Annotated in this window: 20 protein-coding genes; 4 read left to right on the forward strand and 16 right to left on the reverse strand. The window is 41.3% G+C overall.

Annotated features, from left to right (window positions below; genetic code table 11):
• Window positions 1-18: 18 nt before the first annotated feature.
• The 5 genes from L0B18_RS14260 to L0B18_RS14280 all read right to left on the reverse strand — a co-directional run bounded on the left by L0B18_RS14260 (window position 19) and on the right by L0B18_RS14280 (window position 6,201).
• A complete protein-coding gene (locus L0B18_RS14260; protein ID WP_234572468.1) occupies window positions 19-2,457 on the reverse strand; it encodes a TonB-dependent receptor in 2,439 nt (812 codons plus the stop codon).
• Window positions 2,458-2,491: 34 nt separating this feature from the next.
• Window positions 2,492-4,045, reverse strand: a complete 1,554-nt coding sequence (locus L0B18_RS14265) for a PepSY-associated TM helix domain-containing protein (protein ID WP_234572469.1) — start codon at window positions 4,043-4,045, stop codon at window positions 2,492-2,494.
• Window positions 4,046-4,085: 40 nt separating this feature from the next.
• The gene (locus tag L0B18_RS14270) at window positions 4,086-4,367 is read right to left on the reverse strand and encodes a hypothetical protein (RefSeq protein WP_234572470.1); all 282 of its coding nucleotides are present in this window, start codon (window positions 4,365-4,367) and stop codon (window positions 4,086-4,088) included.
• Window positions 4,357-4,674: a hypothetical protein gene (locus L0B18_RS14275; RefSeq protein WP_234572471.1), complete on the reverse strand. Its 318-nt coding sequence runs from the start codon at window positions 4,672-4,674 to the stop codon at window positions 4,357-4,359. Before L0B18_RS14275 ends, L0B18_RS14270 begins: the two co-directional genes overlap by 11 nt.
• A 240-nt stretch (window positions 4,675-4,914) precedes the next feature.
• A complete protein-coding gene (locus tag L0B18_RS14280; protein ID WP_234572472.1) occupies window positions 4,915-6,201 on the reverse strand; it encodes a hypothetical protein in 1,287 nt (428 codons plus the stop codon).
• Window positions 6,202-6,348: 147 nt separating this feature from the next.
• On the opposite strand from L0B18_RS14280, the gene L0B18_RS14285 reads away from it, so the two are divergent.
• Both L0B18_RS14285 and L0B18_RS14290 read left to right on the forward strand, forming a co-directional pair.
• Complete coding sequence (locus L0B18_RS14285; RefSeq protein WP_234572473.1) at window positions 6,349-7,101, forward strand: GldG family protein; 753 nt, start codon at window positions 6,349-6,351, stop codon at window positions 7,099-7,101.
• Window positions 7,102-7,175: 74 nt separating this feature from the next.
• Window positions 7,176-8,261, forward strand: a complete 1,086-nt coding sequence (locus tag L0B18_RS14290; protein WP_234572474.1) for a serine hydrolase domain-containing protein — start codon at window positions 7,176-7,178, stop codon at window positions 8,259-8,261.
• 155 nt (window positions 8,262-8,416) lie between these two features.
• Here the strand turns inward: L0B18_RS14290 and L0B18_RS14295 are convergent, their stop codons facing one another.
• The 7 genes from L0B18_RS14295 to L0B18_RS14325 all read right to left on the reverse strand — a co-directional run bounded on the left by L0B18_RS14295 (window position 8,417) and on the right by L0B18_RS14325 (window position 19,432).
• Window positions 8,417-9,997, reverse strand: coding sequence for a sodium:solute symporter (locus tag L0B18_RS14295; protein WP_234572475.1), 1,581 nt, complete (start codon window positions 9,995-9,997; stop codon window positions 8,417-8,419).
• Window positions 9,998-10,003: 6 nt separating this feature from the next.
• Complete coding sequence (locus tag L0B18_RS14300) at window positions 10,004-11,071, reverse strand: hypothetical protein (protein ID WP_234572476.1); 1,068 nt, start codon at window positions 11,069-11,071, stop codon at window positions 10,004-10,006.
• Between the two features lie 76 nt (window positions 11,072-11,147).
• The gene (locus tag L0B18_RS14305) at window positions 11,148-12,392 is read right to left on the reverse strand and encodes a glycoside hydrolase family 26 protein (RefSeq protein ID WP_234572477.1); all 1,245 of its coding nucleotides are present in this window, start codon (window positions 12,390-12,392) and stop codon (window positions 11,148-11,150) included.
• Window positions 12,393-12,405: 13 nt separating this feature from the next.
• Entirely contained in the window at window positions 12,406-13,917 is a 1,512-nt protein-coding gene (locus tag L0B18_RS14310) for a hypothetical protein (protein ID WP_234572478.1), read from the reverse strand.
• Between the two features lie 9 nt (window positions 13,918-13,926).
• Complete coding sequence (locus L0B18_RS14315) at window positions 13,927-14,865, reverse strand: hypothetical protein (protein ID WP_234572479.1); 939 nt, start codon at window positions 14,863-14,865, stop codon at window positions 13,927-13,929.
• An 18-nt stretch (window positions 14,866-14,883) separates the two neighbouring features.
• Window positions 14,884-16,377, reverse strand: a complete 1,494-nt coding sequence (locus L0B18_RS14320) for a RagB/SusD family nutrient uptake outer membrane protein (RefSeq protein ID WP_234572480.1) — start codon at window positions 16,375-16,377, stop codon at window positions 14,884-14,886.
• Between the two features lie 13 nt (window positions 16,378-16,390).
• Complete coding sequence (locus L0B18_RS14325; protein WP_370647597.1) at window positions 16,391-19,432, reverse strand: SusC/RagA family TonB-linked outer membrane protein; 3,042 nt, start codon at window positions 19,430-19,432, stop codon at window positions 16,391-16,393.
• 325 nt (window positions 19,433-19,757) lie between these two features.
• Here L0B18_RS14325 and L0B18_RS14330 point away from each other — a divergent pair, with 325 nt between their 5' ends.
• Window positions 19,758-20,627: an AraC family transcriptional regulator gene (locus L0B18_RS14330; RefSeq protein ID WP_234572482.1), complete on the forward strand. Its 870-nt coding sequence runs from the start codon at window positions 19,758-19,760 to the stop codon at window positions 20,625-20,627.
• Window positions 20,628-20,718: 91 nt separating this feature from the next.
• On the opposite strand, the gene L0B18_RS14335 is transcribed toward L0B18_RS14330, so the two are convergent.
• Entirely contained in the window at window positions 20,719-21,351 is a 633-nt protein-coding gene (locus tag L0B18_RS14335; protein WP_234572483.1) for a DUF6266 family protein, read from the reverse strand.
• A gap of 617 nt (window positions 21,352-21,968) precedes the next feature.
• Between L0B18_RS14335 and L0B18_RS14340 the strand changes: the two genes are divergently transcribed.
• Window positions 21,969-22,805: a hypothetical protein gene (locus L0B18_RS14340; RefSeq protein WP_234572484.1), complete on the forward strand. Its 837-nt coding sequence runs from the start codon at window positions 21,969-21,971 to the stop codon at window positions 22,803-22,805.
• Window positions 22,806-22,962: 157 nt separating this feature from the next.
• On the opposite strand, the gene L0B18_RS14345 is transcribed toward L0B18_RS14340, so the two are convergent.
• Genes L0B18_RS14345 through L0B18_RS14355 form a run of 3 tightly spaced genes read right to left on the reverse strand, consistent with a single transcriptional unit; the run spans window position 22,963 to window position 26,465 of the window.
• Window positions 22,963-23,745, reverse strand: coding sequence for a TdeIII family type II restriction endonuclease (locus L0B18_RS14345; protein ID WP_234572485.1), 783 nt, complete (start codon window positions 23,743-23,745; stop codon window positions 22,963-22,965).
• The gene (locus L0B18_RS14350; protein WP_234572486.1) at window positions 23,745-24,884 is read right to left on the reverse strand and encodes a hypothetical protein; all 1,140 of its coding nucleotides are present in this window, start codon (window positions 24,882-24,884) and stop codon (window positions 23,745-23,747) included. The genes L0B18_RS14345 and L0B18_RS14350 overlap by 1 nt, the downstream gene beginning before the upstream one ends.
• A 3-nt stretch (window positions 24,885-24,887) precedes the next feature.
• Complete coding sequence (locus tag L0B18_RS14355; protein ID WP_234572487.1) at window positions 24,888-26,465, reverse strand: DNA methyltransferase; 1,578 nt, start codon at window positions 26,463-26,465, stop codon at window positions 24,888-24,890.

A 26,465-nucleotide genomic window follows, 5' to 3' on the forward strand; every position in this document is an offset into this window, starting at 1 on the left:
AGTATTTGTTTATTGATTTTAATTTATAGAATAGTTGATTTTTAAAGAGGCGTTTAAACCGGGTTTAGGAACACGATAATTATCATAAACCGTGTTATCGAAGACATTATTTGCCTGGAAAGAAAAAGACAGAGATTGCCGGGGAGCGTACGTGATTCCGAAATTATGCTGATGTTGGGTCGGCACAAGATTCTCACGATTGGCATTCGATTTATCCGGCACATATGTGATGCTGAATTGATCAACGAAATAGTAATTCCAAAACAATTCAAGAAAACCCTGATTTCTGAACAGCTCTGTAAACCGATACGCCCATGATGTATTAAAAAAGAAATCAGGGATATTCGGTACCTGAACACCGACGAAACTTTCCTCCTGGACGGTGTTTGCGGACGTCAGCTCTATTTTTTGATAGGTTACATTTGCTTGTACCGACAGGTTTTGAACCGGATTTGATTTCACAGCCAGTTCGAGTCCACGTGCCGAAACCTCATCTTCATTCATATACTGAGACTCTTCCCCAAATCCTCGTGGCCGTAAACGAACCAGGTTTTCCTGACGCCGCAAAAAGCCATTAACATCAACCGAATAAAAACGTCCGCCCGAGTACTCTTTTTGATAGAACAAACCTATGTTCAGGTTTTGACTTCGTTCTGGTAAAATGGTGTAATTGGGAACAATGCTTAGAAAATCCCCATAAATTTCAGTTTCATCCGGCATGCGAATGGTTCGTTCAAAACTGCTCCGTACAAATAAATTCGAATGAATGTCCATCTTTACCGCCATCCCATACCCGTGATCGAGAGAATTGTTTTCTCTAATTGGGATAATGGTGGATGAAACCTGATTGATGTCTATTGACCGGGCGTTGTAATAGTAATTTTTATAAAAAACTGTTGTGGTCAATCGATCATTTTTCAACCATAGTGATTGGAGTTCGGCACCCGAAATATTCCGTTTATAATGAGATGGAATGGTATTTGGATCTAACATTTCTCCAGCGAGATTCAGCCGATTTCCCACAGGGTCTTTTCCTTCAATCCGCGAATACCCAAAGAAATTACTTAGTGCAACAGAATGGCGGGGATGAAGGTCGATTTGAAAGGTAAGCCTGTGTGCGGTTCCTGTTTGATCTCCGTCCCGAAGGGATGGCCTTGATAGGATTTCGGCACCGCGGTTATTTGTAATTGGCATGATATCGCCATTCCAGTCATACAGGTTAGAGGTCGAATCATCTACCATGCTTTTTGTAAGTGACACCATTCCGAAATACTCAACCTGAATTTGTGAACCAAAGGCTTTCCGATAGCGTATTCTTTCTATGAAAGATTGCACATCCTTATGTGCCTCGCCTGCAGGCCGTTTCGTTACTCGCTGCCCATGCTGAAATTCATCATACCGTGTTGAATATGCCGTACTGAGTGTTAATTCATCTGCCCATGATTGATTGGAAACCGAAAAACCTCCTTCAAAATATGCTGATGTATGCTGGCTGTTAAACCGTTTTACATCCGTCCGATTTTCCACAACAGTGGTATCCATTCGCCCGAAATCATTCTCAAAAATCCTGATCGTCTGATTTGGGATATTCTCCATACCATATGTATTGTCTGAGTGATTAAGAAACATATTTCCAGAAAGAGATATGTTCTCACCCACTTCTTTCCGTCCGGCTATTGTGGCCCGGTGTGTGTTAAAAGAACCATATTCGTAAGAAGCCTGTAAAAAATTATATCCAAATGTTTTCGGGATAATGTTGATTCCGCCTCCGAGTGCGTCCGTTCCTACCGTAATAGGCATCACTCCTTTGTACACCTCCACCCTTTCGATACTATTCACCGGCAAATTATTCAGTTGAATTCCCTCCCCGTATAAATCAATAGGAATTCCGTCATAATAGACTCTCACGGCGTTTCCGGTCAGTCCATTTAGGTTAATGGATGACCGGCTTCCCAAACCACCCTCTTGCCGCACCAACACTCCCGTGGCCCTTTTCAAAATATCTTCCGCTCCGATGGCTTGCGTATTCAGCGAGGCAGCGTCAATCGCGGTGATGGTTATCGGTTCCCTGGATCGTCGCGTGGCATCCGATTCTGCCGAAACGGTGATATCTCCTAACGCTGAGATCTCTTCAATCAGCGTAAAATTGACAACCGTTTCTTCATTCCTCCTCACCGTTACACTTTTCTTTTGGGTTTGATATCCCACGGATGAGGCTACAATCGTATAATCACCGGTTTCCAAACCTGTGATTGAATATTCTCCGTTTTGATCGGTGATATTTCCCTTTCTTGTGCCTTCAATTCCAACATTTACATTCTCAAGCGGAGTACCGGTTTCATCCGTTATTTTTCCCTGAACCGTTTGTACAGATTGAGCCTGAACAGTGACTGGCCGTATCACCAACAGAATAAAAACAAGTAAGACCAGTTGATTTTTCTCTTTCAAAATTTTCATTCTTGAAATCCTGTTGTCTCTATGAAAAGAGTGTTTATCTGACAAGTGCAGGTTCGGGTTCTGTTTGATTCTGAGTTTTAATTTCACGGGCTCCCCAAATCGCAGCGATACCCGAAATCAGCCAGAGAAGGTCAATTCCGGCCACAGCCGGCACTTCTCTCCAGCTGTTCCATATCCAATCGCTGGTTATAACTCCATTCAGGATGGGAATCAAAAAAGAGAGTGCTCCGCCAAGCAAAAAATAATTCCGGGTCATTTCAGAATATTGATCCCAGAACCAGCCGACGGTTGATAAAACCAGCCACGATACAAAGAAAATCATCTCAACCATTATCCCTCTTCCGTCAACATCCAAAGGAATGACTTTGTTAGCGATAAACAGGATGGCAATAGCAGGAAACAAGCTGAGGCAAACCGTTAAGTTTAATTTTGTAATCCGGTGGTGAAACCTCTTCTCCTTTTCTGTGTAGCTATTCTTGTCACGCGCTACCTGCCAGATAAGAATTCCACTGATAATCATGAAACATGTAAGCAACGCTAACAGAAAATAGATGATCCTTAATAATACTCCACCAAAGGACCCAAAATGCAATTTGATGAATATCGAATACACGGCTTCGCCATAGCTTTTCTTATAAGGCAGATGACTGGACGCTTTTAAAAAGTCACCATTCATCAATTGAAAAGACATGTTTCCGCTACCCATCAGGCCCTGATGATCATCAACTTCAAAAGAGGCAACTGCGTCTTCTCTGCCGTAATTAACCAAAGTAATTCGTAGCAAATCGTGTTCCGGATAATTGTTTGCTACTGTTGATTTTAACTCGTTGAGTGAAACCATTTCTGCGTGCGGTGCATCTTCATCTGCTTCAATTCCATAACTTGGCTGAATAACAGAATAAACGGGAGTCGCGCTGCCGCCAAACATCACCATTACACTCGGTAAAAGAAGTAAAATCGACAAGCAGAACAGAGCACCTGTAATGGCATACATTACCTGGAAAGGTAAACTTATCACGCCCACAACGGTGTGAGCATCCGTCCATATCTGCTTCCAGCGTTTTCCTACAAAAAAGGCATAAAACTTCTGAAAGATATTCCGCCAGTGAATTAATATTCCGGTTACGGTAGCGAGCAAAAAGAATAAAGCAACAAATCCGGAAATGTACATGCCCAATGTTGGAATTTGTGCAAGATAATGGAGCTCGTATAGCGTTTGGCTAACGGTTGTCTGGCTGCTTACGGAACCTTGATCTTCAACTTCAACGTGGTATGATTCCGGATCAATATGGCCCTGAATGTGATCATGTGTACCATCCGTATTTTTAACAGAGGCGTAAAATTCAACTTCTGAGTGGCCAACTTTTGACGGATAAATATAAACGGGATCGTGCATATCCAATTCATACGATTGGGTAATACTTTGAATCACCCGGTCATAGTCCACATTTTTAGCAGTTGCTGTTCTGGCCTCCGGGTTTTCCCAGAGGTAGATTTCATCCATAAACAGCGAATAGGCCCCTGCATAAAAAATGATAAACAGAACAAGGCTAATCATCATACCTGTTACGGTATGTGCGTGGTGCATGATATTATAAGCCCTGTTTCCTAACCCTTTTAATCTCATATCACCTCAACCCATAAATAATTCCCGAACAAATGATGATGATCAGGAGATATAGCCCCCAGACTTTCCACGCTTTTTCAAAAAGAAGTGCGACAATAATTGTTGTAATCCACAAAGAAAAGGCACTGTATGTTGTGGTTTGAATCCAAACGGCTCCAGTGCCTAAAACGGCCCCGAATACCAGGTGAATCACTACCGTAACAAAATACCCGCCAATAATTCCGGCCAGGGTTTTAGAAATACGCTGAAGTCGGGTTGACAAATATCTTTCGTTAGCCGGCATAAACGACCAGATCCAAGACTGCGGTTGCCGTTAATAAAATCACCCAGACAATCCAGCTTTTGGGATAAAGAGTCAGGGAAAAAATGAGAAGAGGCAAAATGGTCATCCATGAAACCAAACTTACAGTAATCGCCGTAGCCAGTTTCATATCCTGAACAAGAAATGCAACGCCAATCACCCAAAGCCCCAAACCTGCCAGACGACCTATATTCTTGTTTACCGATATTTTTTCTTGCAGCGAGAGCGGAAAATATTTTGAGGTACTATAGAACAGCAATGCTGAACTCGTGATAAATAATAAAGCCATTCTTTACTTACCGTTTATCGCGCTTTTGAATCGAGAGAACTTATTAGCCAATTCTGAGTGTTTCAGGGCGGTAAAAATATCAGGAAGGATAAAACTCGTCAATTTTTATTTAGAATAAATCTAAACAATCAATAAAAGCACGCAACTATTGTATCATAATTAAAATAAAATCAATCATTTAAAAAATATGACATTTCCAACGATCATGATGAGTTGATCTGGAAAAGGAAGAATGATTTTTTAGAAATCATCCTCAAAGACAAGCGTTTCGTCTGTATTTTTAAATCGAAGATAATCAAGATCCCCAAAGCCGGAAAACCGATAATCCACCCCTACCACTTTGCCAAAATCATTTTCAAAAGCGATCTCATAAATCTTCTCTCCATTCAAAAGAATGGTGGCATATTTTTGTTCAACATGCAGAGAGACTTCCTGCCATTCTGAGAGATCGGTTCCAAAGGCAGACAGGTCATTGTCATTTCCCGATATATATTTCTCGCCGATCATTAAAGCCAATTCACCGACACATCCCATGGAAGTAAATTTCAGGAAATAAATATTGGCTTCGGTATGAATGGTAAACTGTGTAAATGGACACGGCGAATTCATGAAAGGCCTGTTCTTAAAACGTGTTTCTGCAATGAAGTTATGTCCGTCCAGGTTTCCGAAATCACCAATATTGAAAAACCCCGAACCACCAAACCGATTCATATCCAAACCGCTTTCGGGAAGAATTTCCTCTGGTATTGAAAGTGCTCCATTTTCACGCAATACATTTGAAAGATAAACGGGTTGTGTATCATCATCACGGTGTACGGCAGCAGCCAGCCATCCCTCCGTTCGGATGAAAACCTCCTGCATCTTCAATAGGGTTTCATCCGCATAAATTCGCGCTTTATGAAAACCGGGGTAGTAATAGACACTGGTAAAATAGTTGGAAGCGGGATCGATCTCCTGCCTGTTGTCAGGATCCCAATCCTGCTGAATGAAGAACTTTTCGGCCTGAATATCCTTCAAATCATAATTAAATATGACGGTTGTCGGTACACCGGACTCAACCGTATTACTCACATTAAATGCTACACTCTCTGCATCGGCAGGAGTTACAATTCTTTTTGAAGTGAATGAAATTACAATCAATGCCACAATTGCCAGAAAGACGGCCGCCATCAGCATCGGTTTTCTTTGGGTGACAAATGAGGTCTTTGATTTATCAGGAGCCGCAGGCAAGGGATTTTTCTCCTCGATATTCTGCGCATTTTCAACTTTAAATTCCATCCAGTCTTTATTTCCCAGAATGGATACAAGTGCATCCAGCGTGGATGGATGTGGATTTTGCTGCTCCGTCTCCCGCCACAGACGTTTTAGCGTAGATATGCTCAGTTTCGTCCCGCATTTCTCTTCAATCAGATCAATGAGATATTCGAAATCCCGCTGCTTCAAACGCTGATCACCCTTTCCGAGATGGTACTTCTCCTCAATTTTGGTTTTGCAGATCTCTAAAAAATCCTGTTCGGATAGTTCCATGAATGTATTCCAAGATTCTGAAAGAGCCGTTTATGGCAAACAAACCACACTTGAACGGTAAATGAACGGCCAATGATTTTTATCTCACACGATTCATACTGAATATTGATTCATAGAATTTTAATCCAAAAACAATCGGGAAACAAAATGAAAATCATCCTAACAACTATCCTTTTCTTCACCCTTAGTTTTCATGCCGCATTTAGTCAACAGATGAATATGCCTGAAAAAATGATTGCCGTTGATGTGGCGCATGATCCAATCTTCTGGGGCGATCCCAATCAAACGGAAGCATTTGATGAAAACCGGGCAAACCGTGTTCAGTATCTATCATCACAACTCCAGGAAAATGCAAACGCAATCGGTGCTGAACAGTTTTATATACATGATGAAATTTCTGCCGATGATTTAGAAATGAGCGATCTTCTTTTCATACATGTTCCTTCTTCGCGATACAGCGAAAATGAAGTGAATGTTATTCGAGATTTTTTGCAAAATGGAGGTTCTCTTTTCCTCGCTTTTGATGTCGATGGCTGGGCTACGCTTGATCAGACAAATGTAAATGATTTGATTAGTCCTTTTGGAATCCGGTTTGGTTCCGACAGTCCGGATACGGAAGTTGGAGCTTCATCAAGAAAGGGAGAAATCACCAATGAAGCTTTTAAAATACCGTATCACGGAGGGCGAATTGTTGAAGGCGGCACACCCTTCGCCTTTACAACCGGGCCCGATGAAGTGCCTTTCGCTTTTTTTACCGAAATTGACGGCGGCGGAAAATTGGTAGTCATGGGCGATGCAATGACTCCGCTCTACATGAATAGCTGGCAGGGAGTGGATGATTACCAGACTGAGAAGTTTATGGGGGCTGTTATTCAATGGCTGGTTGATTCATCCAGATGAAGTCTGAGTTGTCAGTTTCTAATCGCTGTTCTGCTATCGGATTGATGCTAACTAATAATTTCAAATCGCCTGTTATGACTTTCAAAAAAATTCAAGTTTTACTGTTGGCTATCTTCATTTCAAGCTGTTCGTACGGACAACCGGCCACTAACGGAACTGTTAAAGACTATTTTGGGTCTGACAGGACTATTTCTGAAGTGGATCGTTTTCTCCAATCCAAAATGGATTCTTTACATATTCCCGGACTTTCATTCGCCTTAATCAATAATGGAGATGTGGTTCATCATAAAACATTTGGATATGCAGATCGTGAATCTAAAAAGCCGGTTACATCACAAACCATTTTTGAAGCGGCATCTTTATCGAAATCGGTTTTCGCTTTCTTTGCAATGACCTACGTTGAGGACGGCAAACTGGACCTTGATAAACCGCTCTATGAATATCTCCCCTACCCCGATATTGCTGATGATGACCGGTATAAAAAGATTACCGCGAGAATGGTGTTAAGTCACCGATCGGGCTTTCCGAACTGGCGATTTAATGAGCCCGACGGCAAGCTGAAAATCTATTTTGAGCCGGGAACCGATTACAAATACTCTGGAGAAGGATATCAATACCTGGCAAAGGTTTTACGGGAAATTGAGAATACAGACTGGGAAGGACTGGAAAATATTTTTCAGCAGAAAATTGGAAGTCCTCTGAACCTTGAGCATACGGTTTTTCTGCAAACACCATTTACACGAGCGAATAAAGCCATCCCCTATGATGAAAATGGTCAGCGTTTAACGCCTTCAATGAATAATCGTGAATTCGGTGCAGCCTATTCCATTCATACTGAAGCTGCCGATTTTTCAAAATGGATGATCGCAGTAATGAATAAAGAAATATTGGCTGAAGAAAGTTATTCAGAACTGTTCAAGCGGCATTCAAAATTGCCTAACAATGAGCGGGATGTGTACTACACACTCGGATTCACATCGCCGGAAATTCCCGGAACAGAAACCAATATTTACATGCACAATGGAAACAATCCGGGGTTCACATGTATGTATCTTCTGGATATCGAAAAAGATTGGGGATTTGCACTTTTTACAAACTCTGAATTCGGCCAGGATTTGGGAAACGAGCTGGGTGATTATTTGATACCGGAACCTAAGTAAAGAATTTTTCCAAAGGCCGGGCGGGAATTTTTGTCGGTTGAAGTTTTCCTGATTTGTGATTTTGGTTAGGGGCTGAGCCCACGCATTCAGAATCGTATATCAATTATCGATACAAAAAAATATTTACTGACAGGGCGCGCTCTGATGGCCAGATTCTATCTATAAACCCACAAAATCACAAGACAAAAAACCAGTAATGCTATGGACCAGAAGCGGTAGTTTTTATACCATTTTGTGCCTTTCATCTCCTGTGTTTCCTTGTAGAAAATCTCCTTCGACCAAGTGTTCTCTGCAATTTTATCGGCGGGCGGTTCTTCTGTCAACCAACTGATGCCCATCATTACCATCAAACTAAATCCGAATAAATAAGGTACAACAAGCAGAAAGTGCAACTCTCCAAAAATCGAATCTTTAAAAAAGAGAAGAAGAACAGCCACGGCCAATCCGCTGATCAATCCGTAAAAAGCGCCTTTTTCATTGGCTCTTTTTGAGAAGAGCCCGAGAAAAAAGGCTGCCACGATCGGAGGTGCAATATAGGAGAGCATTTCCTGATAGTATTTTACAAGGGAATCAAATTTTCCGATCTGCGGTGCCCAGATAACGGCTATAATTAACACCACTACCGATGTAATTCGACCGACCCGAACCAGCTCATCCGATGTAGCATTTTCTTTGAAAGACGAATAAAAATCCATCGTAAACAGTGTGGATACAGAGTTCAGAATCGCACTGAGTGTAGAGGTCAAAGCGGCGACAAGTGCGGCCATCATCACTCCGAGAAGTCCCACCGGAAGAAGCTGCAGTACCATTTGCGGATAGACCATATCCGGCCGTTCCAAGCCGGGAAATAATTTTTGGGACATGATGCCGGGATACACTATGAAGAACAGAGTCAGCACGGTTAGTAACCCTACCAGAAGCACGCCCTTTCGTCCCTCATCTACAGATTTTGCACTTAAAACGCGCTGGACCAGCGTTTGGTTATTTCCCCAGAAATAAAATCCAAGAATGGGAATCCCCACGATTAGCCCGAGCCACGGAACCGATGGATCATCCAGGGGGCGAACCAGCTGCATCGTCATAGCATGTTCTTCGATCAATCCCTGGATATATTCAGCACCACCATTTACCATAGCCAACCATGTCAAAACGATAGACCCCACAATCAGGATAAACGCCTGGATTATTTCCGCGCTGATGGCCGAGGAGAGTCCTCCGGGAATGGTATATGAAGCCACAGCAAGAGCAAAAACAATAATAATCAGCTGGAGTCCGACTTCCGGTAGAATTAGCTTTATAATAAGTGCAGCAGCATAAAGTGCGCCGGCGGCATCCAGGAAAATATTTCCCAGAATGGTGATGAATGAGAAGTAATATTTAGACTTGGAATCAAATCTTCGTTCCAGGAATTCCGGCATTGTAAATACTCCCGATTTGATATAAAACGGAAGGAAAAACCAAGCAAAGAAAATCATTACAATCACAGAAATGAGATTGTAATTGAACACGGCAATACCGGTGCTGTATGCATCTCCCGATTGCCCGATCAACGTTGAGCTGGAAATGCTTGCGGCAAAAAGTGCCAGTCCAATGGCAGGCCAGCGCATATTCCGTCCCGCTAAAAAGTAGGATGTAGAATCCTCACTTTTACCATGTTTCAGGGCCCACCATATGATGGCGATGAAATACACGACCAGAATTGAAATATCAATCCAGCCCAAGTTAATTTGCTCCATCTGTTTCTACGAATGTTTTACGGTCTTCTGATTTGAGGGATGTTGGCCGTTCCTGGGAAGCGAATGAGATTTAAGAAAATCGAGCAGTTCCTGAACAGGACAAGTAGCTACGCAAACATATTTATCTGCGCCGCCATAATACACGAATAAAGTGTCGTCAACAATAACGTTTCCCACGGGAAAAACGCAACCGTTATAAAAACCCTGAGTTTCATATTCGTGCTCGGGTTCCATAATCCACTCAGGAGTTCTCGCTATCACTTTGGTGGGCTCCTTCAGATCCAGCAGTGCAGCTCCTACGCGGTAAAATCCGGTACCTCCGTTTTCAACGCCATGATAGAGCATCAGCCAGCCCTCTTCTGTTTTGATGGGCGGCGCATTCCCTCCCACTTTTTCTTCCCACGTTCCTTTTCGTCCAGCTACCAAAAGGTGACTCTCCTCATTCCATACCATCAAATCGTCTGAAAATGTGATCCAAATGGATGGATAGGAACAGCCATACTCTTCACCAATCCATTGTTTGGGACGATGTAAAAGTGCATATTTTCCGTTGATCTTTTCCGGAAACAGAATTACGTCCCGATCATCGAGGTTTGATTGTGTCATCCTCCCCAGCCTCCGCCAGTTTTTAAAATCTTTTGTCACCGCCAGTCCTGTATTCGCAATATTTTTTTTATACACGCCAGGAGTAAACTCATCCGAATCCGGCACCCGAACCTGGTCATGTTCAAACGTCCAGTATTGTCCCGGTGGAAACGGACGATAAGCATAGGTTACGTAAAAGGAATTGCCGAATTTAACGATCCTCGGATCTTCCACGCCTCCCGAATCAGGTCCGTCCGGGCTGGGTCCAAAAACCGGTTCATCAGATACCCTTTCAAATTGAATCCCATCTGTACTTTCTGCCAAGCCAAATCGAATAATATGTTCTTCATCATTCCCGGCCGCCCGATACAACAACTTAAATGTTCCATCTTCATGCCAAACTCCGGGATTACACACAGCTAAATTTTCCCATTCATTCTTTTCATTTGGACGAAGAATGGGATTTTGATTACTCTTCGATAATTTCATTCTGTAGATAAAAAGTGATTAAATAGTTAAAACTGTTCCTAAACTGTTTTCCAAAGGACAGATATTGAAAATTTTTTTATTGGATGCTGACCCCTTCCGCCATTTCATACATATCCGGCAGATCATTGCTGAATAGCATAATTGAACTATTATAAAATTCAATAAAATCCGGAACGGATGAATGCCCCTCAAACGGAGCGAAATAGTGATGCCCTGTATTCTGCGGATCGTATTTATTCCGCCACATAATTACCATGCTGATTTCATGCCCGATTAACGGGGTCATAATTTCACGCGTCCAATATTCATTGAGGGGATTTCCGTTGTAATCCCGAATGCCTTCAATTCCCGTTTCTGTGATGCCTCCCGGCTTTTTCTTTTCCAGGATCAGCTCTTCAAGATTTGCCACATTATGCGCCAGTGCATCGGTATTGGTTCCGTGGTAGCTGTCCATCCCGATGAAGTCCACATACTCATCACCCGGCCAGGCGTAAAGCATCTCTTGCTTTGTACCCACGCCATCCAATTGGGGAGAAATCGCATAGATAAGATTATGCACATTCTTTTCATCTCTTAAATAGTTGATTGTAAACCGCCAGAGATCAATATATTCCTGCGATGTAGTCGTACCGCTTCCCCACCATGACCATGAATGATTGTGTTCATGAAAAGGCCTGAAAATTAAGGGCACTAATTCTCCATTGTGCCCCCGAAGATTATTGACGAATTCAGCCAGATTATCGAGCCATTTTTTAAATTTTTGATGGGTTTCACTGCCTTCTGTCAACAGCTCACTAACCACCTCCGAGCTGGAATTGTCCCACGCATCTCCTCCGGTCAGCGGATTGTTGAGATGCGCATTTGCGATAATCACCTCGCCCCTTTCGTACGCTTCCAGGATCGTTCGCCTGCGATCGTCATTCAGTTCATACCCATCCACAGCACTTTTGCTGTTCATGATTTCAGCCAAATCCACACTAAATACGGCGGGATAATCTCCGGTGATATCTTTAATATCGGAGCGGCCCTGCTCAGCCATCCAGTGTCGGCCGTAGATCAGATCATCATGATGTCCAAACATCACTCCTTCTGACTGCATGGCCCATAAATTTGAGTATAAAGCGCGGGTATTTTCAGTGGCATTATCATCCACCATTTGTAATGTGATAGGCTCTTCCGGTTCAGGTTCTTCTCCGGGATCTGTGGGGGTACTGTCTGATGAACATCCAACCGTAAGTGTGAATAAGCCTAATATTATTAATCCCGACAGAAATGGTGACCCATTTTGATGCAGATTCGCGTTCGAGTTTATTTCTAACATTCTTTCCAAAATCTCAGTAAGAAAAATTTGTGTAGACAATAAGTGATTCAGAAGGCATCTCAACCGATATTCCTTTACCGAAATCAAGGTTCAGATCTTCGCTGTTCGGCACGATTTGATGATCGCCTCTTTTCTTCAGCGTTCCTTCTGAGTAGATAAACTTTTTCATATTAGATTTGACCCCAAGTTTATCACTCCGTAACTGAACGGATCGGCTCTCATTCCCCACATTTACCAGCGCAATCATGTGATGATCTCCTTTTTGAAGGGCGATCGCCTTAATATTTTCATCGCCATCTGTGGTCACTTCAAAAATCCGGGAACCGGCAGGCATATATTTGGAAAGAAGCGACCAGGCATAATACCACGGCCGAACGTTTTCTTCTTCGGCTCCAAAGTATTCTTCTCCAAAAATATTCCAGAACCCCCACACTTTCAGTTTATGCGGTTCTTCCAACGAGTACATGGCATCGTCCAGCATCCATACGACCGATCCGGAATAGCCGGCATTCACGGTTTGAAACAGTGCATCAGCCATATCTGTACCGTATATATTATCGTAAACAAACATCTGTGAATCTCCCACAGAGGCATACTCTTTCGCTTCAGCACGCCGGACATTTTCCTGATTGAGTAACGAATCGGCATCTTCAACAAACTTGAAACCGATCTCTCCCATCACAATCTTTTTACCGTTTGGAACGCGGTCCTTATAGGATTTCACGATCTCGTAAAACTCACCGGAATTGACCGTTACTTTTGATGGATATGTGTGGATATCATACAATCCTACCGCTTCTCCTAAATCAGTTGCGGTGCTATCAATCCACCAGTTTTCCTCCGGCGTCCAGATGGCAACATCCGGTCCGACGATAGATATTTGATCCGATATTCCGACTTCCTCAAACTGCTCGTGCAGATATTTCGCTGCACTTGACCACAGCTCATAACTCCCTTCTGTTGAGGCCCAATATCCATTCGGTTCGTTGATGATGTTGAAATATTTCAGGCTTTCATCAAATCCCTCTTCGTTGATCAGGTAATCGGCAAGCCGGGCGGCATAGGCAATATTTTCTTTGTTGAGGGTTTTATCATCGCCATTTATAAGATCCCATCCCCAGTCTCCAAACAGAACCGTGATTCCGTTTTCGTTACAGTAGTTGAGAATATTCAGAAGCTGGCCGCCATCTGCATCCGGACGAAGTTTTCCATCTTGGACATAACTCCCGATATTAATCACCACCCGCATCAACTGCGGACGCATAAAATCGAGACGATCATAAAGTTTTTCCCAATCCTCATCGGAAATCTCAAGTTTTACTTCGCCGTAATCCAGTTGATAGGGATCCCATTGGGCTCCATTCCCGATATAGTGATCATTGATAATGGTTTCTGAATGAATCTCTACCGTTGCATCCTGGGCAACCGTTTGATTACAAACCAGAAATACAAGACAAAACAGTGAAAAAATAGTTTTCTGCACGATGATCGATTTTAAGTTGGGACGGCTACTCCACCGCCCCATTTCATTTCTCTATTGTTGTTCGAGTTCAATCCAGTAAATCCGTGGATTTCTGACGAACTTATCGTAGTCGGAATAAATATTATCCCAATCGTCTGTTCCATTCAGATCAAACTGAAGGGCTACATTTTCAATCGTTTTGGAAAGATTATTTCCAAGATCAAATATGCCGGATGTCACGAATGTACCCGTAGCTGTAGAACCGTCTTCCAGGGTGATTGTCAGCGTATTGTTGGTGTAGTTTCGGATCCACTGTCCCTCTCCTTTCGGAACTTTCCGATAGAAATGATTCACATCGGTTTCCGGGCTTCCCACAAACATAAAGTCTGCATAAGCTCCGTCATCGCCGGAAGAATTGGTTACCGCACCATAGGTATTTCCTTCGTCAGTGATTCCCTCCAGTTCAAACGTAAGACTGTTATCCAGTTCTGCTGCGGGTCCGCCGGTTTCCGGCCAAATCCACGGTTTGGATGTCAGATCCAAAACCGCACCCCCGCCATATTCAGGACCGGTTCCTCCAAAAAGGGAAAGACCCGTTATTTGATACGTTCCAATCAGGGTTTCGGAAAACGAAGATGCCGTGATGGTATATTCCCGGGATTTTCCGGTTTGAGAGGTTACGGTTACCGTCGCACTATTCGATCCGTTTTCAAAGTTTAATGCATCACCTTCGGAAACGGAAGATTCCGCTCCATACGACAGTACCAATTGATCGATCACGATATTGCTCAAATCCGGAACGGCATCCACATTAATGGATATGTTTACAGTTCCGCTCGTTTCATCGATGCGGGTGACTTCCGCAGTACCGACCTGGTTTTCAAATTTTATGGTTTCAATCGAACGCTCGTTGTTCCAGTCTCCATCTTCAATTTCCGAAAGTGGATCCTTCTGGCAGGAAACAAACCCCAGCACAACGATCAAGAGTGATAAATACGTTAATTTCTTCATGATTATATATTTTTGGAATTATAAACCTTGATTCAGATCAATTTCAGTCTGAGGAATGGGATAAAACGCTACCTCTTCATCACTCAAACCGGCAGCCTCCGGAACGAGATCATTAATCAGGTTAAAGCGTTTCAGGTCATATAACCGATTTCCTTCAAACGCCAGCTCGTATTTGCGCTCTTCAAGCACAGCTTCCCGGAACTGCTCCATGTTTAAACCCGGTTGCAAATTACCAAGCCCGGCACGATTACGGATGTAATTAACCTGTGCATAGCCTTCAGAAGTGGGTCCGACCGCTTCGGCATAGACAAGAGCAATATCGGAGTAACGAATCAAGTAAGGTTTCGTACTGGTTTTGTCACCAATGAATTCGGGATCAACATATTTACGTGAAAATGGATAAAGTATGGAGCCCGGATAGGTGGCAGAAACTTCTCCATTCTGGTTATAAGTGGTGTCTACGATCATGACAGACTTTCGTTTATCGGAGCCGTCAAAGCTGTCGTAAAAAGATGGACGTGTCTGCATGGAACTCCAACCGTCATGTGACCGGGTGAACGTTCCGTCGTTGTCGCTCAGGTAGATGGTAGCGCCGTCAATGTATGGAATGAAAAGTTTGGAGATTTTTGAGTATTCTCCCTCGATATCACCCGTTCGATCCATCGACATCAGGAGGATATGTTCTGGCCCCATGGGGTTGCTTACATCATAGATACTTAGCAGATCGCTGTCAAATCCATAGGTCCCTTGTCCGTTTACAACACTGTCTGAATAATCAGCTGCCATGCTGTACATTTCATCAACATTTTTTTGCATTTCTGCATACTCCGGAACCCCATTTTCTTTTGCTGATGCAATTGTCAGGTAAACCTTTGCAAGCAACGACTGAGAAGCAACTTTATCAGCCCGTCCCAGCATCGGGTCAATCGTCAACAAATCGATTGATTGTTCAAGATCCGAGATGATTAAATCATAAACCTCATCCAGGTTCTCTGCCATCGGAGCGGAGGTTTGGTCAAGCGTTTTAACAGATGAGGTGTGCATCGGAATTCTTCCGAAATTCCGGACAAGATTGAAGTAGTTCCACGCCCGGAGAAAATAGGCTTCACCCATGTACTTATCTTTTGAAGCCTGATCGAATCCCGCTTCCGGAACCTGGCCCAATACGGCATTCGCCCTGTTTATGGCGATATAAGCGTATTGAAAATAATTCTCGAGATTGCTGTTGGTTGGAAAATTGGCTGTATTCCATTGAGAAAGAGCAATGACGTCAGGCCCCTCATCATTTTTAGGCGTCATTTCATCGGTTGGGAGATCTCCCAGCCAAAACACGCCCCTGGAATATTCCAGGTATGTAAGGGCATCGTATGCGTAAACCACAGCAGCTTCTGCATCTGAAGGGCTTTGGAAAAAATTATCCTCAGAATAGAATCCATAAGGTTCTTCCTGTAAATCACAGGATACAATCGCTGCCAAACTAAGTACGAATATTAGTAGATATCTTGTTTTCATGATTAGATCCTGTTTAAAATGTTATGTTTGCACCGAGCGTAAGCTTGCGAAGCCGTGGATAGCCGCCCCAATAAATTCCATTGTTGCCAACCTCGGGATCGTACCCGTCAAATTTGGTGAATGTGTACAGGTTTGAGGCGTTCGCAAAAAGCCTTATGGAGCTAGCTTCAAACAGATCGAACGTGTAACCGACGTTCAGATTCTGGATGCGTACAAACGATCCATCCTCAATCCACCAGTCTGAGAAATAGGTATTTCGTCCATCTTTCAGGCTGGGATATTCATCCGTCGGATTGTCCGGAGTCCAGCGAAGAGGTATCGTTCCGGGCTGATTAAATGCCTGGGTATTCAATACGTCATGCCCGAAGACGCCATTTAAAAAGATGCTTGCATCAAAATTCTTGTATGCCAGGTTTAACTCAAAACTCATGCTGAAATCGGGGTTTGGATCTCCAATAATGGTACGGTCCTGTGTGTCGATAATGCCGTCACCATTCATGTCCAAATATTTGAACTCCCCTGGTTGTGCCAGATCACCCGTTAAGCCGGATTCAATTCCTTCTTCAAGCGATTGAATAATCCCGTCAGTTTTATACCCGTAATACACGTTTACAGGCTGACCCACTGCCAGAATATTTGGGTATTGGCGGAATTGTTCCAGGCTGTTTCCCCAGTATTCAAACTGCATTCCGCTATTAGGATCTGTATTCAGACCGGATTCCACTGCATTTCCCAAACTTTCCACTTCATTTCGGTTGCGGTAATAAATCAGGGCTGCAGACAAATTCCAGTCTGTAGTGCGGATAAGATCTGCATCAATCGTTAATTCAATCCCTCGATTTCTGATCTCACCATCATTTACCCACATCCGGTCGTATCCGGATGAGATTGGCAGAATACGCTCGCGTAAAAGATCACTGGTTAATTTATTGTAGTAATCAAAAACAACATTTACTCTGTTTTCAAAAAATGCAAGATCCACGCCGATGTTACTCTGAGCTGTAGTTTCCCACTTTAAATCGGGATTGGGAATTCCACCCCAAAGCACTTCAATACCTCCCTGTCCGGTTCGTCCCACTTCGTACCCCGGTCCAATAGCGGTTACCCAACTGCCATTATTATAATACTGGCTCACTCCATACCGGCTGAGTGTTTGATACGGACTGATCCCCTGGTTCCCTGAAATCCCATAACTCACCCGGAACTTCAACTGGTTAAAGAAATTCATCTCGTCGATAAAATCTTCGTTATGGGCATTCCAGCTTACCGCGCCTGAGGGGAAAAAGGCCCACTTATTATTCGCACCGAATTTAGAAGATCCATCCGCCCTGGTGGTTAGGGTCAATAAATAGCGGTTATCGTATCGGTAATTCACCCGTGCAATTCCGGAAACCAACTCCGTTTCTGAAAATCCATTGGATACCTGGTTTAGTTCCGGATTTCCTGCACCGAGATTTTCATTTCGAAGCGTTTCATTTACAAAATCATAAGCACCCAGGTTGGAATCGCGAAACAGATCCCGCTGATAGGAATATCCTACCGTAGCCCCCACTGTGTGAACATCATTGATATCCTGATTATAATTGGCAAACGTCTCGCTGACAATATTCTTGGCTTGCCAGTTATAAATTCCGGCAGCTCCATTGTTAAAATCCCCTGCTTCAGTGTATGTGTTTGGGAAATACGTATCCTGTACATATTCGCCATATTTATAATTCAACCGGGATGTTATTCTTAATACCGGAAGCACGTCCCACTCTGCATTTACCATAGCCAGAACATCAATGCTCTTGGTTTCATCATCTTTGTTTTCGGTGATTGCTACAGGATGTGAATAATCATTGGTTCCGATCAGATTATAGCTTCCATCTTCATTATACACCGGCCGGATGGGATTCCTCCAGTACGCGAGTCCGCCATTAGCCTGACGAACTCCCCGGCTTAAAATATTATTAAAACTGACTTTCAGATTATCAAATACATCATGGCTAACCCGAAGGTTGTACCCAAGTTTTTCATAATCATCTTCTACATACACGCCCGCATCCGTAAAATAATTTCCACTCAGATTGAACGTGGTTTTATCATTTGCGCTGGCTACGCTGAGGGTTGTATTATTAGAAACCGGAGTATCCCGAAATACAATATCATCCCATTGTGTATTATGGGGCCATTGACCCGACTGCAGTTCATACACCGATGGATAATAAACTCCTGTGGCATTTTCTTCTCCAACATAAAGAGGTTCAAAGCCACCGTTTCTGCGGCCCTCGTTGCTTAACTGAGCCATTAAAACGGGATCTTGCCACAAATTCAGTTTAGAAGTAAACTGAGACAAGGTTGTTTGTTGCTTCAAACTGATTTGAGTAGTTCCTTCTCTGGCCTGTTTGGTTGTGATTACGATCACGCCGTTAGCCCCGCGTGAGCCATATATTGCGGAAGCGGACGCGTCTTTTAAAACCTCGACAGACTCAATGTCTTCCGGGTTAATTTGCTTAAGATCTCCCGCATTCCCGAGAGGGAAACCATCTACTACAAGAAGTGGAGAATTCGATCCGCGCAAAGAACTCCCTCCACGAATACGAACTGTAGATCCCGCTCCCGGATCTTGAGAAGCATTGGATACCGATAATCCTGCAATACGGCCCTGAAGAATACCTTCCACAGAGTTCGCCGGAATATCCTGAACTTCTTCTAAACTTACTTTGGCTACAGAACCGGTCAGGTCACTTTTGGTCGTAGTTCCGTAGCCCACTACCACCAGCTCTTCCAGCATTTGGGTATCCTCTTCCAGAACTACATTCAATTCCGATTGTCCGTTGACCGGAACCGCTTTCTGCTGAAAGCCGATGTATGTGAACAACAAGGTTACCTCGGGGCCCGGAACATTCAACTGGAAGCGTCCATCCAGATCGGTACTTGTTCCAAGATTGGTTTGGCCGTCAACAATTACGTTCACTCCGGGAAGTGGAATATCATCAGTCGTAACCACCATCCCTGATACGGTAAAATTATTTTGTGCGTACGCCGAAAATGGCAAAACTACGATCAACATAGCAAAAAGAAAGAATGCCAGTATCGGTACTCCTTTTTTTAGAATCATTGTTTAAACTCCTTCGTTGTTAGGTGCGGTATCAAATAGCTCATATTTGGTATTGAATATTGATTTGGAACCGGTTTCATTACCGATTATTTAAATGAACACGTTTTTTAAAAATTCGACCAGTAGTTTAATGCTCTTTTGATATACTTTAATGAAGCCTGATAGTTCATATACCATATTTTATTCATAAAAATGTATTTCCATAGCATAAATGCATTTTTTAAGATATACTTATATGAATGAAAACACTCTTTATACGCATTTAAAGTTGTAAAAAATGAGAAATTCCTATGCCGAACGTGAGATTACCCCGGTACATGCTGACGATTTTTTCATCATTATGAACCATGTAGATGCTACCTTCGATTATCCCGTGCATTACCATCCCGAATATGAATTAAACCTCGTGATGGGATCTTCAGGCAAACGTATTGTGGGGGATTCAATCAACCAGTATTCTGAGATTGACCTGGTTTTAATCGGTCCGAATACGTACCACAAATGGACCAACGACAACGAAGAAAGTGGCAGCCATGTGATAACCATTCAATTTCCGGAAGACCTTTTTGAGGAAGGAATTTTACAGCGAAAGTTGATGGCGCCTATCCAGGAATTACTGAATAAATCCAATCGTGGAATTGAGTTCTCTATGGAAACCAAGCTGCAAATGAAAGAGAGGATTATGGATTTGTGCAATACCTATAGCTTCGATTCAGTTCTGAACTTCCTCTCCATTTTGCATGACCTGGCGATGTCAAAAAATCAGAAACTGTTGGCCAGCTCAACGTTTAAATCGGAGTTCGAAGTCCCCAAAAGTCGTCGGATTAAAAAAGCCGTTCAGTATCTGCAGGATAATTACGAAAAGGATATTATGATTTCGGAAGTAGCCCAGATGGTAAATATGTCGGATTCCGCCTTCAGCCATTTTTTCAAACGAAGGACACAACGAAGTTTTTCCGATTATTTGATTGATATCCGTATCGGCCACTCCTGCCGGAAATTATTAGAGACGAATCACAACGTCTCCGAGATTTGTTATAACTGTGGTTTTAATAACCTTTCCAATTTCAACCGGCTCTTCAAAAAGAAAAAAGGATGCACACCCAGTGAATTCCGGGAATACAACCAGATGATTACGAAGTACTAAACACTCTCCTTGCAAAATCTGTCAGGTTTAGAGGATATAAATCCTACAACATTTTAAACTCTTAAACCTGACAGATTTTTTACCTCCTGCTCTATACAAATCCCAGGTATTCACTATTTGACGCAAGATTTCTTGACGGTGAAATCACAGACAGATAAACGTGTACTGCCGGTTCCTTTTTTAACAATTCATCCAGTTCGAGCCATTCCTCTTTGTGGCTGCGTTCGGATCCCTCCAAATTATAGCATGCATGAAACTGTTTGCCCTCTGCCATGGCCATGGCTATCACACGGTCGCCGGCAAGAGCATTTCCAGCGCCACTATTATCCTGCCAGGTAATTCGAATTCGGTCTTCTTCCATCCGATCTGCTACGGGGCCTTGAACCTGCCGCAAAGCTCCGGCCGAAACCATGATGTTGGAATAACGGATATCATTGTCGCCCTCTTCATAAATGCCTGATTTCATGTTATAGGAAATACAGGCGCCCCTGGCCGTTTTGGTTTCTGCCGTGGCGAATCCTTTCTCTATGAATGGCCCCAGCCGCGAAGCCAGTTTCGTTGCCAGGGCAAACTTCTTTCGGTTTGCCTGCTGCTTTGGAGTTTGTGGGTTGGTCATTTGTGCAGGAGCCGACCGAATGTATTGAGTTCCATTTCGAATCACCCCTACAATATTGCCGATGCGTCCACTGAAGCCGCCGAAGATACCGTCTGGTAATTTTGCCATCTCTTCTGAATATTTAATTCCCGTTAAATGGAATTGCTCTCTTTTCTGCAACTCCTGAATAGTATTGGCTTTGAGATTAATAAATACAGATTCAGAAAACAAATCAGGCCAACTTCAGTCACTTTTATCACAAACGAACCTCTCTCCAGTCATCCCCGGTCTCCGTTTTAATCATAACCTTGTTAGCACCATAACTCCTCCGTGATTTTACGGAGCAAACACGGAGTATATACAGAGTTTTATCGGAGTTTAGATAAGGATGGTACAAGGAATTTGGATGCAAATCTCAAAGTTCAATGATTGATTTGATATACGGATGTACTGTCTGATTTTTTAAATCTTAAATCTAAGTTCGAATATCTCCAATCGCATATCATCCTTGATCGAGCGGGCTTTTAACTCCGTGGCTACCTCGGTTCAACACATGAAGATAAAAAGCGACGCTTTTTAAATATTACCGGACATTTATTTCCGGCTATATGTCGTGTAATATCCTCGGTAACACATCTCATTTGCTAATAAAAGCAAAATAAAATATTCTACGACATATGAAGCGGCAAGTGACTTGTCGTGGAATTATATGTTAGGCATTTTTCCGAAAATGAAATCAATTCAAAATGAGTGAAGAAGAAATTCATTTATCAAGTTTAGAAGAGTCTCAAAAAATATTGAAGGATAAATTCAGAAATGTTGCCAACAAGTTTCACAAAGAAGTGCTTTTCCCAGAAATTCCTGTAGAGAATTTAACTGAAAAGGAAATCGAGCAGTACGAAAATAAACAGGAAATATTATTTGAACTCCGGGACGCCTTTTTCTATCGACAAGATTCATTAATATTTCACTTCAATCTATTGAATGAGATCCAGGATAACACCAAGAGTAAATTTAATCTTGATCTTAGTTCTAGAGGAAAGGACTCCTTGTTAAAAGCTTCAGCATTTCAACAAGAATTTATTTTCGACGACATTTTATTCAATACAATGTCTCTTTTTGATTACTTCGGAAATTTTGTCGGCTATATCTTCTTCGGGGAAGAAGGGAAAAAATATAGATGGAAAAGACTTCTAAACCATTGCAAAAAACCCAAAAAGGAAGAGATTGGTAAAGAGAGAAAACGATTGATTAACTCAAAAATTCGATCCCAACTGCAAGAGAACCATATTTATTGGGTACAACATTTGAATTCACATAGATCTGAAATAATTCATTATAAGGTTGATGAGATAAATGGGGAGCTTAGTTACTCTATTCCAATTCAGGGTAAATCTTTACCAAAAGAGGATTCTCAAATTAAAGTATTTGTTCCAGAGGACTTTGCCCAAAAATTCAATCTCGGGGATACAGAAGAGTTATCTTTAATACAAGCTACTGCTTGGTTAATGTCTAAAAGTTCAAAAATAATTGTCAGTATGTTAGAAGCACTTGAAGAAGACATTGCTAATTTTGAGTTATAAAAAATGCCTAACCCGCGCATTAAGCGGACACGCCTCGCCAGGGCTTGCCACTTTCTGGCTTTTTAACTCATCGTTCATTATTTATCAACTCAACATTCATGCGCGTGCAGCTTATGCGCAATGTCGTTATGCCACAATAAGCACTTCTCAATTAGAATTAGTACGAATCAAGTTTTTTGGCAGCAATTTCTTTAAATTTTTTATCCAATCTCTCTTTGAATTCTTTCCCAACTTCGTCGAATGTATCAAGTAGTTCTTTAAAAGTATTTTTGCCACCAATGAAATCCCAATATTCATCACCTACTAAAAAATCATTCGGTTGATCCATCATACCTACTTCTGTAAACCTTGAGTATGATTCAGGATAGTAAGGGTTATAAGGAAATGCTAAAAATACATTAACAAGTTTTCTGCGTCTTGCAACCCATTCTAAAAGCTTAGTTTTACTTTTTTCAAAAACATCTATGTTCGGTTTAACTGTCTTAATTTCAAAATAATATTCTTCACCATTTCTCTTCATGTAAAAATCTGCGATGGCGCCAGACTTTTGAAATTCACCCTTTTTAAAATCAGCAGCCAAAACTTCTTTAATCTCCTTTTCAATGTCAGCTTTTCTTTCATTATTGCGAAGTTTAGCTATTATGTTTGAAATTGTTGATTTCTGAGCTTTAGAAATAGCACCACCAACCCCATAATTCCTAAAACATTCTTCTGCAGTTTCAGAGGCAATGATCACTGAAACATCTTCATAAATTGACATTCCGAGTGTAGTAGCCATAGAATGTATAAATGAATATGCTGCTATTTTTTCATTATCCTGAATCATTCGGGCAAGAAATGGCATCGAAGTTGTCTCACGTCCGTAAGATTTTAACTTCTTTTCAATTTTACTCGAAAGCAGTTTCTTTATTTCGTCTTTTTGATTCTTTGTTAATGCCATTAGTCCTCAACGTTTTCTATTCCATCAATTTCTGGTATTTGTGCAAAAAATTCATTCGAGTGATTTTCAAAAATTGACCTTGGGTTGCCATAATATTGATAAGTATCATCTTTCACACAACTTGCATGATAATGCCGATATTTTTTGTCTTCTAAATCTTTCCCATTAAAACCAGTTCCCTCAACCTTCCCATAGTAATTAGAAAATTTACAGTCCCCGTCATCAAAATGTGGACAGCCATTACAACTAAACCTGCCATTTTCATCTAATTCTTCATTCAATCTTCCCGATGAATATGCCTCAATTACAGGATCACAGTACAATATATTTTCCCCACATTTGGGGCATCTATTATGCATATTATTTTTGAGATCAACTGCAAAAGTGGGTATTGAGGTATGAATTGAAAATTCTCGGCTTTGCCCTTCTTTCTCATACCCCACTTCAATACCATAAATTTCTTTATTTGTCTTTAATAACAAAAAATCAGGTGGGGCAAGTGAAGTGGAGCCTTTGAAAACTCTTTGGGTTAATAGTAAGGGAATTATATATCCTTTATTTAATCTCAATAATTCAGCATAAACTATTAATTCTTTTGGATTACCTAATGTCTTGGGAAGTAATGAGTCAATAAAATGATCTATCCGCTTTGTCCACTCGTCAGTCCAGATGACTACATCACTTTCTTTTAAGTTCTCTGCTACTTTATTATCACCTTCTCTTTCATATAGAATTTCATCTTCAAACTCATTTTCTAATGCTTCCAACACTTTTTTCCTCATGTCGGGGTCTACTGTAATAGTATCTAATATTAAGAGCTTATTAACACTATACATTAATAATTTAATAAAGCTGGAAAATGCTTTTTTTGAATTCGATGCATAATAATATGCTCTTCCTGTAAATATGTATTGAATAACATCCCCTAAAATCATTTGACGAGCCATCTTCGAATTTCCACGGGTCTGCTTACCACCTGCATATAGCTCAAGTGATATTTTTTTATAAATAGGTTCAAACTCTTTGGAGGTTAGAATTTCTTCAATTCTACCGTATTCCTCGTGAAATTCTAGAAAAGTATTATCTAAACAATCGAGATGCTGGACTGATTTGCTTAATCTATCTAATAAATATTTCAATAATTAAAGTGGCTTTAAATGAAATATAATTTCTGCATATGCTGATCGATTTTTTTCAACCCGATTCAAAACTGGTCTTTTGTATTGATTGACAATCTTCATTCCAGATTTTTCAGCGATCTTAGGATAAAGATTGTTCTTGTCATTTGCCACCAAGAATATATCATAGTCCTCTTTTAGGTATTTCTTACTATTATTTAAAACAGCTACTATCCCTTCTACATAGGAATCTCTTGCTTCCTGCCCCTTCCCTTTATACAGAGGACCAATTTCCAATTCATCTTTTCTTTCAAATCCAAAAAGATCGTAAGCATATGCGTGCTGTTCATGATAATCTATCAATCCGACATAAGGCGGACTTGAAAATATTCCATCAATTTTTTTCTCTCTTACAATTTCAGCTAAATTTGGATTTTTCTCTTCCAGAGAAGTAATTAAATTTATTGTCCTACTATCACCGGTTAAACATCTTTGCAATGTATCCGTTCTAAATTCATCAAATTTAGATAGCCGCTTTACAGTATCTTTAGAATATCTTTTCCACCAACTCAAAATTGAAAATAGTGGTTTACATATCTTTTTATGTTTTCTACAATAGTATGTAGTTAGCTGTGGCTCCTTAAGAGTACCCAAGTCTGAATGAGTTGTAGCTCTACATGACCGAATTGTACGGCTAAGTACAACACTAAGTATTTTTTTAGTTCTTAGATTTTCAATCTTTTTTAATTGTTCAAATACAAATTCAATCTCATCTCTTACAACTTGAAGGTACCACTTATCAAGAAATCCTTGGTCATCCTTTTGTAAAAGTTGAATACCATATTCTTCAATAAGTTTATTGTAGTCTGATAAAAACTGTTTCTCCTTTTCCTTGCCGTATTTCTTTTCATTAATATCGCCATTTCTTGCTTTTCTCTTGAATTCAGGAGAAGGGAAATATTGATCGTTAAAATCTTTGAGCTCATCAAGAAGCTTATTTTCAAATTCAATATTATTTCTGTCTGATAAGAACTTTTTTAATTCACGAGTAATTTTGTCAGCTGTTTTTTTGACATCAATCAGATCATAATTATTAATCTTTGAATTACTGATAAGAGCATTAAATGAAGAGACATCAATTCCTACAGCGTGCATTCCTAATTCGTTTGCCTGAACCAAAGTCGTACCTGAGCCACAGAAAGGATCTAAAATTACATCACCAGGATTAAAAAAGACTTCCTGCTTGAAATTATCTGTATGGTCATCTAAAAAATACTCCACAAGTTGTGGTATAAATTTTCCCTTGTACGGATGCAGGCGGTGAACATGTTTTGTTGTTTCAGATTCTTTGTATTCCGAAAACGATAATGCCCAGTTTAAGTCGTTTCCTAATTTTTTCTTCCACTCTTTTTCTTTAAGGTCACCACTGTTTTTATAGTATTTTTTTAAAGCTTCTTTTGAAACTAAAGTATTCCCATTATCTCCAACTTTTGGGACGCGTCCATATTGGATTAAGTATGAAATATTTGATGGAGTAACATCTTTTTCCAGAAAGTTGGAAGCCCATTTGCTTGCTTCTTTGATAGTGAACAGTTCTGACAT

Source organism: Rhodohalobacter sp. 614A (assembly GCF_021462415.1).
GTDB lineage: Bacteria > Bacteroidota > Rhodothermia > Balneolales > Balneolaceae > Rhodohalobacter.